Origin of the sequence: Streptomyces sp. NPDC001381 (assembly GCF_042895685.1) — a bacterium.
GTDB lineage: Bacteria > Actinomycetota > Actinomycetes > Streptomycetales > Streptomycetaceae > Streptomyces.
In genome coordinates, this window is record NZ_JBIAWO010000007.1 from 191,722 (window position 1) to 204,712 (window position 12,991).

At 73.3% G+C, this 12,991-nt stretch carries 15 protein-coding genes; 7 read left to right on the forward strand and 8 right to left on the reverse strand.

Annotation, left to right across the window (positions count from 1 at the left end; translation table 11 throughout):
• Window positions 1-53 precede the first annotated feature (53 nt).
• Window positions 54-662, forward strand: coding sequence for a LysE family translocator (locus ACFY2L_RS28665; protein WP_390660361.1), 609 nt, complete (start codon window positions 54-56; stop codon window positions 660-662).
• Between the two features lie 132 nt (window positions 663-794).
• On the opposite strand, the gene ACFY2L_RS28670 is transcribed toward ACFY2L_RS28665, so the two are convergent.
• Entirely contained in the window at window positions 795-1,268 is a 474-nt protein-coding gene (locus ACFY2L_RS28670; protein WP_390660362.1) for a nitroreductase/quinone reductase family protein, read from the reverse strand.
• Window positions 1,265-2,449, reverse strand: a complete 1,185-nt coding sequence (locus ACFY2L_RS28675; RefSeq protein WP_390823840.1) for an acyl-CoA dehydrogenase family protein — start codon at window positions 2,447-2,449, stop codon at window positions 1,265-1,267. The genes ACFY2L_RS28670 and ACFY2L_RS28675 overlap by 4 nt, the downstream gene beginning before the upstream one ends.
• Before the next feature lie 76 nt (window positions 2,450-2,525).
• On the opposite strand from ACFY2L_RS28675, the gene ACFY2L_RS28680 reads away from it, so the two are divergent.
• The 3 genes from ACFY2L_RS28680 to ACFY2L_RS28690 all read left to right on the forward strand — a co-directional run bounded on the left by ACFY2L_RS28680 (window position 2,526) and on the right by ACFY2L_RS28690 (window position 5,463).
• Window positions 2,526-3,692 carry an acetyl-CoA acetyltransferase gene (locus ACFY2L_RS28680; RefSeq protein ID WP_390823841.1) on the forward strand — a complete coding sequence of 389 codons (1,167 nt, stop codon included), beginning with the start codon at window positions 2,526-2,528 and terminating at the stop codon, window positions 3,690-3,692.
• Between the two features lie 125 nt (window positions 3,693-3,817).
• Window positions 3,818-4,774 carry an expansin EXLX1 family cellulose-binding protein gene (locus tag ACFY2L_RS28685; RefSeq protein WP_390823842.1) on the forward strand — a complete coding sequence of 319 codons (957 nt, stop codon included), beginning with the start codon at window positions 3,818-3,820 and terminating at the stop codon, window positions 4,772-4,774.
• Window positions 4,775-4,797: 23 nt separating this feature from the next.
• Window positions 4,798-5,463: a pyridoxal 5'-phosphate synthase gene (locus ACFY2L_RS28690; protein ID WP_390823843.1), complete on the forward strand. Its 666-nt coding sequence runs from the start codon at window positions 4,798-4,800 to the stop codon at window positions 5,461-5,463.
• Window positions 5,464-5,538: 75 nt separating this feature from the next.
• Here the strand turns inward: ACFY2L_RS28690 and ACFY2L_RS28695 are convergent, their stop codons facing one another.
• From ACFY2L_RS28695 to ACFY2L_RS28710, 4 genes are all read right to left on the reverse strand, one after another.
• A complete protein-coding gene (locus tag ACFY2L_RS28695) occupies window positions 5,539-5,898 on the reverse strand; it encodes a hypothetical protein (protein WP_390660367.1) in 360 nt (119 codons plus the stop codon).
• A complete protein-coding gene (locus ACFY2L_RS28700; RefSeq protein ID WP_390660368.1) occupies window positions 5,895-6,377 on the reverse strand; it encodes a hypothetical protein in 483 nt (160 codons plus the stop codon). Before ACFY2L_RS28700 ends, ACFY2L_RS28695 begins: the two co-directional genes overlap by 4 nt.
• An 88-nt stretch (window positions 6,378-6,465) precedes the next feature.
• Entirely contained in the window at window positions 6,466-7,323 is an 858-nt protein-coding gene (locus ACFY2L_RS28705) for a GNAT family N-acetyltransferase (RefSeq protein WP_390823844.1), read from the reverse strand.
• A 150-nt stretch (window positions 7,324-7,473) separates the two neighbouring features.
• Window positions 7,474-8,043: a GNAT family N-acetyltransferase gene (locus ACFY2L_RS28710; RefSeq protein ID WP_390660370.1), complete on the reverse strand. Its 570-nt coding sequence runs from the start codon at window positions 8,041-8,043 to the stop codon at window positions 7,474-7,476.
• Window positions 8,044-8,158: 115 nt separating this feature from the next.
• Here ACFY2L_RS28710 and ACFY2L_RS28715 point away from each other — a divergent pair, with 115 nt between their 5' ends.
• Window positions 8,159-8,806 (forward strand): class I SAM-dependent methyltransferase, encoded by a 648-nt coding sequence (locus ACFY2L_RS28715; protein WP_390823845.1) that lies wholly within the window; start codon window positions 8,159-8,161, stop codon window positions 8,804-8,806.
• 5 nt (window positions 8,807-8,811) lie between these two features.
• On the opposite strand, the gene ACFY2L_RS28720 is transcribed toward ACFY2L_RS28715, so the two are convergent.
• Both ACFY2L_RS28720 and ACFY2L_RS28725 read right to left on the reverse strand, forming a co-directional pair.
• A complete protein-coding gene (locus ACFY2L_RS28720; protein ID WP_390660372.1) occupies window positions 8,812-9,243 on the reverse strand; it encodes a Zn-ribbon domain-containing OB-fold protein in 432 nt (143 codons plus the stop codon).
• Window positions 9,240-9,689 carry a DoxX family protein gene (locus ACFY2L_RS28725; protein WP_390660373.1) on the reverse strand — a complete coding sequence of 150 codons (450 nt, stop codon included), beginning with the start codon at window positions 9,687-9,689 and terminating at the stop codon, window positions 9,240-9,242. The genes ACFY2L_RS28720 and ACFY2L_RS28725 overlap by 4 nt, the downstream gene beginning before the upstream one ends.
• Window positions 9,690-9,903: 214 nt before the next feature.
• Between ACFY2L_RS28725 and ACFY2L_RS28730 the strand changes: the two genes are divergently transcribed.
• Together ACFY2L_RS28730 and ACFY2L_RS28735 are read left to right on the forward strand one after the other, a co-directional pair.
• Entirely contained in the window at window positions 9,904-11,511 is a 1,608-nt protein-coding gene (locus ACFY2L_RS28730; protein ID WP_390823909.1) for a subtype B tannase, read from the forward strand.
• Between the two features lie 283 nt (window positions 11,512-11,794).
• Window positions 11,795-12,973, forward strand: coding sequence for a flavin-containing monooxygenase (locus ACFY2L_RS28735; RefSeq protein WP_390823846.1), 1,179 nt, complete (start codon window positions 11,795-11,797; stop codon window positions 12,971-12,973).
• Window positions 12,974-12,991 lie beyond the last annotated feature (18 nt).

Here is a 12,991-nt window from a genome sequence, read left to right on the forward strand (position 1 = left end):
TTCAGGAAAAGAACGGTAACATTTTCGGCCACATCGCGCCTAATGTCCCCTTCATGGACTCGGGAACGCTGCTTTCATTCCTCGCCGTGGACCTGCTGCTGGTCTGCGTACCGGGCGCCGACTGGGCGTACGTGATCTCCGCCGGGCTGCGCGGCCGCCCGGTGGGCGCGGCGGTGGGCGGCCTGGTGAGCGGCTACGCCCTGCACACCGTGCTGGCGGCGGCGGGCCTGGCGGTCCTGGTCGCGGGCTCGCCCGCCCTGCTGACCGGACTGACGGCGGCCGGGGCTGCGTATCTGGTGTGGCTGGGCTGGGGGGTGCTGCGCCGCCCGGGCGTGCCGGTGGCGGGAGAGGCCGCGGCCGAGGGCCGGGGCTTCCTGCGCGGCGCCACGATCAGCGGACTGAACCCCAAGGGGCTGCTGCTGTACCTGTCCGTCCTGCCGCAGTTCCTGGCCGGCGGGGAGGACCGGCTGCCGGTCGCCGCCCAGACGGCCGTCCTCGGCCTGCTGCACATGGCCTGCTGCGCCGCCGTCTACCTCACGGTCGGCGTCCTGGCCCGCCGGCTCCTCGGCGCCCGCCCGGCGGCGGCCCGCGCGGTCACCCGCACCTCCGGCGCCGCGATGCTGGGCATCGGGGCGTTCCTGCTGATCCAGCGGGCGTTCTAGGCCGTGTCCGCAAGGTCCCGCCGTTCGCCCGCAGGGCGGCGGGCCTCGCGGCGTGACGTTGCGGACACGGCCTAGGACCTGTCGTCACTTTCCCGTCGTCGCCCGAAGGGCGGCCGTGCGGCGGGGCGGGCCTCAGTTTCTCGGGGTGAGCCGGAAGACCCGGATCTCGCGCTCCACCCGCGCCTGGTACGTCGCGTACGGCGGCCAGAACGCCAGCAGTTGCTTCCAGACCGCCGCCCGCTCCTCCCCCTCCAGCAGCCGCGCGGTCACCGGGATGTCGGTGCCCTTCCAGCTGATCCCGGCGTCGGGGTGGGCGAGGAGGTTGGCGGTCCAGGCGGGATGGCCCGGGCGGCCGAAGTTGGAGCCGACGAGGATCCAGCTCCGGCCGTCGGAGCCGGGCATGCAGGCCAGTGGCGTGCGGCGCGGCCGCCCGCTTCTCGCACCGGTGCAGGTGAGGATCACCCCGGGCAGCATCTGGGCGCTGAGCAGCACCTTTCCCCGGGTGAGCCGGTGGACGGCCCGGTCGAGGGCGGGTACGACGTGCGGGGCGACCTTCGCGAAGGTCCGCGTCGAGGACACCTTCTGCACCACCCGGACACCGATCACACCGTCACCTCCGTACGCTCGAACAGCCCGGCCTCGTCGGCCGCGTGCGCGCGCAGCCGGTGCACGGGCCCGAACAGCAGCTCGTCGCCCGCGGCCCGCTTGAAGTACAGGTGCGCCTCGTGCTCCCAGGTGAAACCGATGCCGCCGTGCAGCTGGACGCCCTCGGCGGCGGCGAGGCGCAGCGCCTCCAGCGCCTGGGCGAGCGCGAGGCCCCCGACGCGCTCCCCCCGGCCGGTCGCCCAGGCGGCGTAGCAGGCGGCGGACCGTGCGGCCTGGATGCGGACGTACACATCGGCCAGCCGGTGCTGCACCGCCTGGAAGGACCCGATCGGCCGGCCGAACTGCTTCCGCTGCCCGAGGTACTCGACGGTCCGCTCCAGCGCCCGGCCGGCGGCCCCGACGGCCTCGCAGGCGAGGAAGGCGGCGGCGAAGTCACCGGCGCGGGCCAGCGCCCCGGAGACGTCCGCGTCCTCGTGGCCCAGCACCTCGGCCTCCACGTCCCGCAGCTGGACCCGGGCCTGCGGCCGGGTGGCGTCCAGCGCGGTCTGCCGTCTGCGGACGACCCCGGCGGCGTCCCCCGCCACCAGGAACAGCAGGGTCCGCGACCGTACGAACCCGCCGGTGTGCGCGGCGACGACCAGCAGCCCGGCGCTGTGCCCGTCGAGCACCTGCGCGGCCTCCCCGTACAGCCGCCAGCCGCCCTCGGCCCGCCGGGCCTGCACGCCTCCGGCGCGGCCCCCGCCGGACCAGTCGCCGCCGCCCGGCCCGGTCAGGGCGAGGGCGGTGGCGAGGGCGGGTGCGGGGACGGCGAGGGCGGCGGTCAGGGCGCCGTCGGTGACGCGGGGGAGCAGGCGGGCCCGCTGGGCGTCGGTGCCGAGGGCGAGGACCAGGGGCGCGGTCAGGACGGAGGTGGCGAGCAGCGGGGTGGGGGCGAGGGCCCGGCCGGTCTCCTCGGCGGCGAGGGCGAGGTCGGTGGGCGGGCAGCCGACACCGCCGTAGGCCTGCGGGAGGGCGAGGCCGGGCAGCCCGAGCTGTTCGGCGAGGGCGGCCCACAGGGCGGGGTCGTGTCCGGTGGGGGCGGCGAGGGCGGCCCTGAGCTCCTCGGGGCCGCAGCGTTTGTGGAGCAGTTCCCGCAGTGTGCGGCGGATCTCGTCCTGTTCGGCGGTGAAGCTGGCGTCCATGGCACTTCCCTCCGGATCTGACGGTCCGTCATATTAGGAGTCCGGGAACGAGATGCCCAGAGGGAGGTGGCCCTTCGTGACTGCGGGGAGCCGGAAGGTGGCGGTGGTGGGTGTCGCGCTCTCCGACTGCGGCCGGGTGGACGACGCGACCCCCTACGCCCTGCACGCCCAGGCGGCCCGCCGGGCGCTCGCGGACGCGGGGCTGGACCGGTCGAGGGTGGACGGTTTCGCGTCCGCCGGGCTCGGCACCCTCGCCCCCGTCGAGGTCGCGGACTATCTGGGCCTGCGCCCCACCTGGGTCGACTCCACCTCCGTCGGCGGCTCCACCTGGGAGGTGATGGCCGCGCACGCGGCCGACGCGATCGCCGCCGGCCGTGCGCACGCCGTGCTGCTGGTCTACGGCTCCACGGCCCGCGCCGACATCCGGGCCGGCCGCCGCACCGGCACCTTCGCCTTCGGCGCGCGCGGCCCGCTCCAGTTCGAGGCGCCCTACGGCCACACCCTGATCGCCAAGTACGCGATGGCCGCCCGCCGCCACATGCTCCAGTACGGCACGACGATCGAGCAGCTGGCGGAGATCGCGGTGCAGGCGAGGGCGAACGCGGCGCTGAACCCGGAGGCGATGTTCCGCGCCCCGGTCACCGTCGACGACGTCCTGTCCGGCCCGGTGATCGCCGACCCGTTCACCAAGCTCCACTGCTGCATCCGCTCGGACGGCGGCGCGGCGGTGCTGCTGGCGGCCGAGGAGTACGTACGGGACTGCCGCACCGCCCCGGTGTGGATCCTCGGCACCGGTGAGCACGTCTCGCACGGGAGCCTGTCGGAGTGGGAGGACTTCACGGTGTCCCCGGCGGCGGTCAGCGGGCGGCTGGCGTTCGAGCGGGCGGGGGTGCGGCCGCAGGAGATGGACTTCGCCGAGATCTACGACGCGTTCACCTACATGACGCTGGTGACCCTGGAGGACCTGGGCTTCTGCGCGAAGGGCGAGGGCGGGGCGTTCGTGGAGAAGGGGCGGCTGCGGGTCGGCGGGGAGCTGCCGGTGAACACCGACGGCGGCGGGCTGTCCGCCCAGCACCCCGGAATGCGGGGGCTGTTCCTGCTGGTGGAGGCGGTACGGCAGCTGCGGGGGGAGGCGGGGGCACGACAGGTGCGCACGGGGGACGGGGAGGTGCCGCGCCTCGGGGTGGCGTCCGGCACGGGCGGGTGGTTCTGCTCCTCGGGGACGGTGGTGCTGGGACGGTGAGACGGGCGGTGAACCCGGAGGGACCCGTGGCCGTATGCAGTCACGGCAACCTCCGGGGGCTCCGTGGCGACTGGTGAGGCGGACGCTCCCCGCACCGGAGCCTCGCCCGACCGAAGGACTCAGCTGTGGAATCCCCTTCGCACCGCCGCTCCCGCCCCCGGCGGCACCCCGCGCTCGTCCCCGCCGTCGCCGTGGCGGCCGTGGCGCTCGTCGTCTCGCTCGTGATGGCCTTCCGCCCCGACGGCGGCTCCGGCGACGGGCCGCACGCGGTCGCGCCCGCGGCGGGCGCCCAGCTCGGCGGCTCCCCCACGGCGACGGAGCCGACGCGGTCGCCGACGCCGTCCACGGCGTCCCCGACTCCCCGGGCGAGCGAGTCGGCCGGCGGCCCGGCAAGCCCGGCCGCCTCCGCGTCCAGGCGTCCCCCGGCCACGCCCACCACCCGGACCCGCACCTCCACCGGCACGTCCCTGGCCGGCCGGATCCGCCCCGGAACCACCTACCAGGGTGTCGCCACCTCCTACGACGCCGGGAACGGCGACGGCGCCTGCTCCTACGGCCCGACCTCCGACGTCATGACCGCGGCGATGAACACCGCCGACTACGAGACGTCGAAGGCGTGCGGCGCGTACGTGGCCGTCCACGCGGGCGGCAGGTCCGTGACGGTCCGCATCACCAACGAGTGCCCGGCCCCCTGCCAGCCCGGCCAGCTCGACCTCAGCCAACAGGCCTTCGCCAGGCTCGCCCCCCTCTCGGCCGGCCGTGTCGCCATCACCTGGAACCTGGTGAGCCCGGCCACCTCCGACACCGTCTCCATCCGCTACAAGACCGGCTCCAGCCCGTACTGGTGCGGCATCCAGGCCATCGGCCACCGCAATCCGCTGGCCCGCCTGGAGGTCCGTACGAGCGGCGGCTGGGTCCGGCTGGCGCGCACCGAGTACAACTACTTCCTCTCCGAGCAGGGCAGCGGGTGCGGGAGCGCGATCAGGCTCACCGACATCCACGGCGAGCGGCTGACCGTCGAGGGCGTCGCCGTGCGGCCCGACGCCGTCCAGGCGACCGGGGTGCAGTTCGCCCGGCACTGACCGGATGACCGGATACTCGGGGCATGGCTACGGATCTTCATGAGCTGCTGCGGTCACTGCGGGTGTGGGACCCGGAGGTGACCGAACTGCCGCCCTTCGACACCGCGCGGGCGCCGGGCGATCCCGTGGACCTCTTCACGGCCTGGTTCGCCGAGGCGGTCGCGGCGGGCGAGCGGGAGCCGCACACCATGACCCTCGCGACCGCCGGCGAGGACGGCCTCCCGGACGCCCGGATCGTGATGCTGCACGGCGCCGACGCGACCGGCTGGGCCTTCGCCACCCACGCGACCAGCCGCAAGGGCCGCCAGCTCGCCGCCCGCCCGTACGCGGCCCTCACCTTCTACTGGCCCCGGCTCGGCCGCCAGGTCCGCGTCCGGGGCCCGGTCACCTCCGCCCCCTCCGAGGAGTCCCAGGCCGACCTGCACGCCCGCTCGACGGGCGCCCTGGCCGCCGCGCTCACGGGCCGCCAGAGCGAGGCCCTGACCTCACCGGAGGAACTGGCGCGGGTCTCCCAGGAGGCCTGGGACGAGGCCCGCAGGAACCCGACCGCACCGTCCCCGACCTGGACCCTGTACCGGCTGCGCCCCGACCAGGTGGAGTTCTTCCAGGGCGACGAACGGCGACGGCACGTACGGCTGACGTACGGCAGGGACGGGGACAGCTGGTCACGACAGTTGCTGTGGCCGTGAGGGCCCGTGAAGCCCTCCGCGCGCTCATCCTCGACATCACGGCGGGTGGAGCCGACCACCCGCTGCGACCAGGGCTCAGGCGCGGTCCGTGGCGCGGGGATGCCCCGTCCCGGCGAACGTGATCCAGCAGGTGTCACGGGACGTGTCCAGGAGGTACCAGACGCGCCCCCCACCCGTCACTTCGATCTGCCACTGCTCGCAGGTCTGCCCGCGATACGTGCCGTGCGCCAGGCTGCCCTTCAGGCGGTGGTGCCGGGGTGTCTCCACGGACGGTGCGGGGTCCGCGCGCATGACGGTCCAGGCGCGGAAGGTGTTCTCGCGCGCCTGCTGCGCCAGGTTCTCCCAGCCCTTCGCCGCAGCCGCGTCGGCGAAGCGGACCTCCCACTGTCCTTCCGGTGCCGGCGGCGCGGCGCGGTCTCCTCGGCCCGCGCTCATCCGGCCTCCCGGGGGTCCACGGCCGGACCGTAGTCCTCGGCGTGGTCCCTGCTGAGCGCGGCCAGCAGTTCCGGGTCGGAGTGGACCTCGGCCGTGTGCTGCCAGGCGATGAGCATCTGGGCAACGGAGGCGCTGTTGCCGATGGAGTCCGCGGCCCGCATGGTGTCGACCAGTTCCACGGCGAAGGCGTGGACGTCAGGCTCCGGCAGGAAGCGGATCCAGGGGAAGGCGTCCGGCAGTATGGCCAGGAGAAGTTCCATACTGCCGGGCTCCCGGCGCGCGAGCGCGGCCAGCATCCGCGTGGCGGCCGACACCACCGTCTGGTCCTGCTGCGCCCGGGTCGCGGTCGTGAGGACCAGGTCCTCCCCGTCTCTGCGGTGCAGCAACAGCCGGGGGGACTCCTTGAGACGGGCGAGAGTCTGTTTGTTCTTGTTCACCAGCTCCGAGAAGTTCACGACGGCATTCGCATTCTCAGTCATGACTTTGAAAGTACTTCGAAAGTCTTGCCCCCGCCCTGTCTCTTCCCCGCCCTCACTCGAAAGAGCGCCGCGGTACGCCCTGTCCCGCTCACTCGAACCCGTACACCGCGAAGTCGGTCACCGGGCGGTAGCCGATGCGCTGGTAGAGGCCGTTGCTGGTGGGGTTCGCCAGGTCGGTGAAGAGCAGGACCTCGGCTGCTCCCGAGGCGCGGGCGGTGCGGCTGACCTCGGCGGTCGCCGCGCCCGCGTAGCCCCGGCCGCGCAGGTGGGCCGGGGTGTAGACGGTCGTGACGCGCACCTGGCCGGCCACCTCCGGTGTGACGGCGGCCATCGAGACGGGGGTGCCGGCGGGTGTCTCCCACAGGGTGACCCCGCCGTGGGCGATACGGGCGTCGGCCCAGGCCCCGCCGTCCTGGTGACCGCGCTCGCCGATGCTCGCGCCGAACTCCTCGAACCAGCGCGCCACCTGGGCGCGGTCGGCGGGGCCGGCGGTCCGCGGGGCGCCCTCGGGGGCGGGCTCGGGCCCGGTCAACTCGCCCAGCCGGTAGAGGCGCTGGCGCCACCGGAGCGAGGCCTGCGCGCCGGCGTGCCGCTTCCACGCGTCCACGAAGGCGGCGGCCGTGTCGCGTTCGGCCGAGACACCTGGCAGGCGGTGTCCGGCGGAGGCCAGCCGGGCGGCGAGGGAGTCGGACTGCTCGCCGGTGAGGGGCGTGAGGTTGATCCAGTACGGCGGGGTGCGCAGGAGCGCCGCGGTGACCTCGCCGTCCGTCTCCAGCACACCGAACAGGGGGTCCTCCTCACCGTAGGCGTGCACGCCCCCGCGGCGCAGACCGTCGAGCACGGTCAGCAGCACGGTGTGCGTCGCGGGCCGGGCGGTGAGGAAGTCGGCGGCGCGCTGGAGGAAGGCGTCGAGATCGTGGGTCAGGTGCCAGTCGTCCGGTCGCATGCCCCGCATGGTCGCGCAGCCCCCGCCCTCACCGCCCCCGATTTACGGCACGGTGTACGGGGTTCACACCGGCCCGGGTCACGGCACACACACCGGCCCGGGGCACGGGGCCCACACCCTCCTGGGTCACGCCGCCCGTACCGGCCCGCATCACGGCGCCTTCGGCTCCGGGTCCGTCGCGAGGCGGCCGTGGCGGTGGACGTCCCGGAAGGCGTCCCTGCGCTCCGCCTCCCACATCGCTCCGCGCAGGGTCCCCTCGTAGAGGAATCCGCACCGCTCGGCGACCCGGCAGGAGACCTCGTGGCCGAGGGCGTGGCCGAGTTCCAGCCGGTGCAGTCCGACCTCGTCGAACGCCCAGCGGGCGGCGAGCAGCAGACCGCGGGTGGCCACGTGCCGGCCGCGTGCCTCGGGCAGTACCCAGTAGCCGATGATGCCGTTGCTCAGGATCCGGTCGATCGCGTTGACGGAGACCTGTCCGAGGATCGTCCCGTCGGCGGCGTCGGTGACGCAGAACGTCATGGCGAGCCCGGCGTCCACGTCCGCGGCCTTCGCCTCCAGCGACGCCCGGGCACTGGCGGTGTCGACGATCGTGCGCAGCGGGGTGTTCCAGCGCCGGAATTCGGGGTCGAGGTGCCCGCGCAGCCATGCGTCCACATCGGTGGCGGACGCCGGGTCCCAGCGCCGCAGGGCGAGGCCGTACCCCTCGAGAACATCGGTCATCCGGCCATTGAACACCTCCGGCCCCCCGTCGCGCCCCGCCCCTGGGAGCACGGCCGTGGGGCGGACTTCCGGCGTCCCGCGAACCACCCGGGGGGCGACGGGCTACCGTTCGCTCATGGTCGACGCCGATTCCCTGCGCACCACCCGCGAGGCCTACGACTCCGTCGCCCCCGTCTACGCGGAGATGTTCAGCGACTCGCTGCGCGACAGACCGCTGGAGCGCGGGATCCTGGGCGCGTTCGCCGAGCTCGTCCGGGCGGGCGGTGCCGGCCCGGTCGCGGATCTGGGGTGCGGGCCCGGCTATGTGACCGCCCATCTCGACGAGTTGGGACTGAAGGCCTTCGGCGTCGACGCCTCCCCCGCGATGATCGCGCTGGCCCGGGAGGCGTATCCGGGTCTGCGGTTCGAGGTGGGATCGATGGCCGCACTGGACATCGCGGACGGCGAGCTGGGCGGCGTGCTCTCCCGCTTCTCCCTCATCCACACCCCGCCGCACGAACTCCCCGCCGTGGTCGCGGAGTTCCACCGGATCCTGGCCCCCGGCGGCCACCTGCTGCTCGGCTTCCCGGCCACCGACGGTCCTTCCTTCCCCACGCAGGCCTACGACCACAAGGTGGCGACGGCCCACCGGTGGGAGCCGGACCACCTCTCCGGGATCCTGCGGGCGTCGGGACTGGCCGAGACGGCCCGGCTGGTCCGCGAGCCCGAGCCGACCGACCAGCGGCAGTTCCGCGAGGTGCAGCTGCTCGCCCGCAGGACCTGAGCCCCTCACGCCCTCCGGAACACCGGCACGCCCTCCCGGAAGTCCACCACCAGCGCCATCCCGGCCGACAGGTCGCCCGGCACCCCCGCCCCGACCACCTCGGTGGACATCCGGGGCCCCTCGGCCAGATCGACGACCGCCGCGACGTACGGCGTCCGCTCGCCGAACGGCGGCAGATCGTTGCGGTGGACGACGGACCAGGTGTAGAGGGTCGCCCGGCCGTCCGCGTCCTCCCAGGTCACGTCCTCGCTCCAGCAGTACGGGCAGAACTCGCGGGGATAGTGGTGGGCCCGTGCGCAGGCCCGGCAGCGCCGGATGAGCAGCCGGCCCCCGGCGGCGGCGTCCCAGTACGCGCGCGTGAAGGCGTCGGCCTCGGGGCGGTCGTACCGGACGGGCTCAGGGAGGTCGTACCGGGCGGGCCCGGGGCGGGCGCTCACAGGAAGAGTCCCAGCGCGCTGTCCACCGACCACGTCTGCCAGGCCATGCCGCCCAGCCCCACCACCGAGATCAGCGCCATCATGCCGTTCTGCCCCTGCTCGGCCCAGTCGTGGATCATGAGGACCAGGTAGATCAGGTTGAGCAGCAGCCCGCCGGCCAGCGCGACCGGGGTCAGGAAGCCCGCGATCAGCCCCAGTCCCAGGGCCAGTTCCGCGTACACGACGACGTACGCCATCACCCGCGGGCGCGGCTTCACGACGACCTCGAAGCCGGAACGTACGGCGTTCCAGCGGTGCTTGGCGGCCACGTCCGCCGCCCAGGCGATGCCGGAACCCTCGAACCAGCTCTTCTTCTCCTTGTGCCGCCAGCTCTCCAGCCACCACAGCCCGAGCCCGATCCGCAGCACCGCCAGCCACTGAGCACCGTCGAGCCAGATCGCATCCATGGATCTGACGGTACGTCAGATGACCGGATCCGGGAACCCCGTGTATTTCCGATGAGAGAACCCTGTGCGCCCGCCATGAAGCTGTGGGTCCTCCATGAATGACCCCGGATTGTTGGCAATTTTGTCCACGAACTCGTTAGGTTCCAGACGCAACCCGAAGAAGCGAGGGAGTCGAACCGTGAAGCACAGGGCAATCAAGCGCAGGTCGGTCGTCATGGGCATCGGCGCGACCGCCGGCGTGGCGGCGGTGGGCGGCATCGCCCTGAACGCGCGGGCCTCCGAGGACTCGTCGTCCTCGGCCTCCTCGGACTCGCTGGTCTTCGACCCGGACGCCTACAGCGAGCTGACGACGACCGTCACGGACACCGACGGCGACGAGCACGCCGTGACGTACCACTTCTGGAAGGCGATCACCTACGTCGCCGACCCGGTCGACGAGAAGTACCAGAGCCTGAACGTCAGCGTTCCGGTCGAGATCGACGGCACCGCGGTCGACGCGAGCGACGCACCGATCCTGTTCGCGAACTCCGTCGGCGGCTACATGCCCTCCTCCGTGGCCGACGCCACCGGGATCGGCGCGTCCGGCGGCATCGTCGGCCCGGGCGGCGGCGCACCCGGTGGGACCGCCTCCGCCAGTGCCGCGCCCAGCGCCTCGGCCGACGCCTCCGCGGCCCCCAACGCCAACGGCAACACGAACGACACCGGCGGCGCCCTGAACACCAACCAGCTGCTGGCCCTGGCCGCCGGTTACGTCGTCGTCGAGCCGGGCGCCCGCGGCCGCACGCTCACGAACTCGGCCGGCGAGTACTACGGCGTCGCCCCCGCCGCGATCGTCGACCTCAAGGCGGCCGTGCGGTACGTCCGGTCCAACAAGGGCCGCATCCCCGGCGACACCGACCGGATCGTCTCCGCGGGCACCAGCGCGGGCGGCGCCCTGTCCGCCCTGCTCGGCGCCTCCGGCGACAGCCCGCTCTACGACAAGCCGTTGAAGGAGCTCGGCGCCGCCGACGCCTCCGACGCGATCTTCGCGACCGGCGCCTGGTGCCCGATCACCGACCTGGAGCACGCCGACGGCGCCTACGAATGGAACTGGGGCGCCAACGCCACCGGTTCCGGCTCCAAGGTCGACCAGACCGTGTCGAAGGAACTGCGGTCGCAGTTCGCCGAGTACCAGGCCGGACTGAAGCTCAAGGGCCTCGACGGCACCCGGCTGACCGCCCGCAACTACGACGCGTACCTCGTCGAGCAGTACCTGGAGCCCTCGGCCACCCGGTACCTCAGCGCCCTCTCGGACTCCGACCGCGCGGCCTACCTCGCCTCGAACACCTTCATCACCTGGCAGAACGGCAGGGCCACCTTCTCCTGGGACGACTTCCTCACCCACGTCGGCGCCCGCAAGAAGACCGCCCCGGCCTTCGACGCCTTCGACCTGTCGGCCGGCGAGAACAACCTCTTCGGCAAGGGCACCACCGGGACCCGTCACTTCACGGCGTACGGCCTGAAGCACGACACCACCGGGGTCACGAGCAAGCGCCTCGACAGCGACATCCCCGAGGTCCTGCGGCTGATGAACCCGATGTACTTCCTCGTCGACAAGCCCAACCAGGCCCGCACCAAGCACTGGTGGATCCGTCTGGGCACCAACGACTCGGACACCTCGCACACGGTCTCCGCCAACCTCGCCGCCGCCGCGCACACCCTCGGCGACGACGTCGACCACCTCTACTACTGGGACGAGGGCCACGGCGCCAACACCGACCCGGGCGACTTCATCACATGGATCGCGAAGGTGACCGGCCACAAGGGCAGGGTCAAGAAGTAGCGGTTCCCCCGCCTCCCGGCGCCCCCGGGAGGCATCCTGGACGCGGCGGCGTCCGCTTCCCGTCATAGCTGCCGGCGCCGACCGCCCGCGACGCCCGGCCCACGCGCACCTGGGCCGGGCGTCGCCCCCTTTCCGGGACCCGGCTCTCCCGTGCGGTCTTCTCCACGACCAGGTGAAGTACGTCACCGGTCCCACCCGTCTCTCCCCCAAGCGTGATCGATCCGCAACCAATTCCGGTCTTGACCGAGACCCATCAATCTCGCGCGTGATTACGCTCGCGCTCATGGAAGACTCCGCACCGACCGCCCTCACCACCGCGAACCCCGCCGACCGCCCCGTCTACGTCATCGGCGGCGGCCCCGGCGGACTCGCCACCGCGTACGCCCTGCGCGCCCGGGGGATACGCGCCGTCGTCGTGGAGAAGGCCGACCGGGTCGGTGCGTCCTGGCAGCGCCACTACGACCGGCTGCATCTGCACACCACCCGCCGCCTCTCCGCCCTGCCGGGGCTGAAGATCCCCCGCCGCTTCGGCCGCTGGGTGGGCCGCGACGACGTGGTGCGGTACCTGGAGAAGTACGCCGAGGTCCATGAGCTGGAGATCGTCACCGGAGTCGAGGTCTCCCGGATCGAGCGCACCCCCGACGGCACCGGCTGGCTGCTGCACGCCACCGGCGGCCGCGAACTGACCGGCTCGGCCGTCGTCGTCGCCACCGGCTACAACCACACCCCGTCCCTGCCCGACTGGCCCGGCCGCGACACGTTCACCGGGGAACTCGCACACGCCTCCGCCTACCGCAACGGCACGCCGTACGCCGGCCGTGACGTCCTCGTCGTCGGCGTCGGCAACACCGGCGCGGAGATCGCCGTCGACCTGGTGGAGAGCGGGGCCGAGCGGGTGCGGCTGTCGGTGCGCACCGTCCCGCACATCGTGCGCCGCTCGACCGCCGGCTGGCCCGCCCAGTACAGCGGCATCCTCGTCCGCCGCCTGCCCGTCCCCCTCGTCGACCGGATCTGCCGGGTGATGGCCCGGGCTAGCATCCCCGACCTGTCCTCGTACGGACTGCCGCGTCCCGACACCGGGCTCTACACGCGGGCCAGACAGGGCGCGATCCCGGTGCAGGACGTCGGCCTGATCGACGCGATCCGAGGGGGCCGGGTCGAGGTCGTGGCCGCCGTCGAGGGCTTCGAGGACGGCGGCAAGGTCGTCCTCGCCGACGGCACCCGGATCTCCCCGGACGCCGTCGTCGCCGCCACCGGCTATGTCCGCGCCCTGGAGGACCTGGTCGGCCACCTGGACGTCCTCGACGAACGCGGCCACCCCCTCGCCCACGGCGCGCGCACCCCGAAGAACGCGCCCGGCCTGTACTTCACCGGCTTCACCACCCCCATCAGCGGCACCCTGCGCGAACTGTCGATCGACGCGGAGCGCATCGCGAAGGCCGTCGGCCGCCACCTCCGGTAGATCCTCAACTCCTTTCAT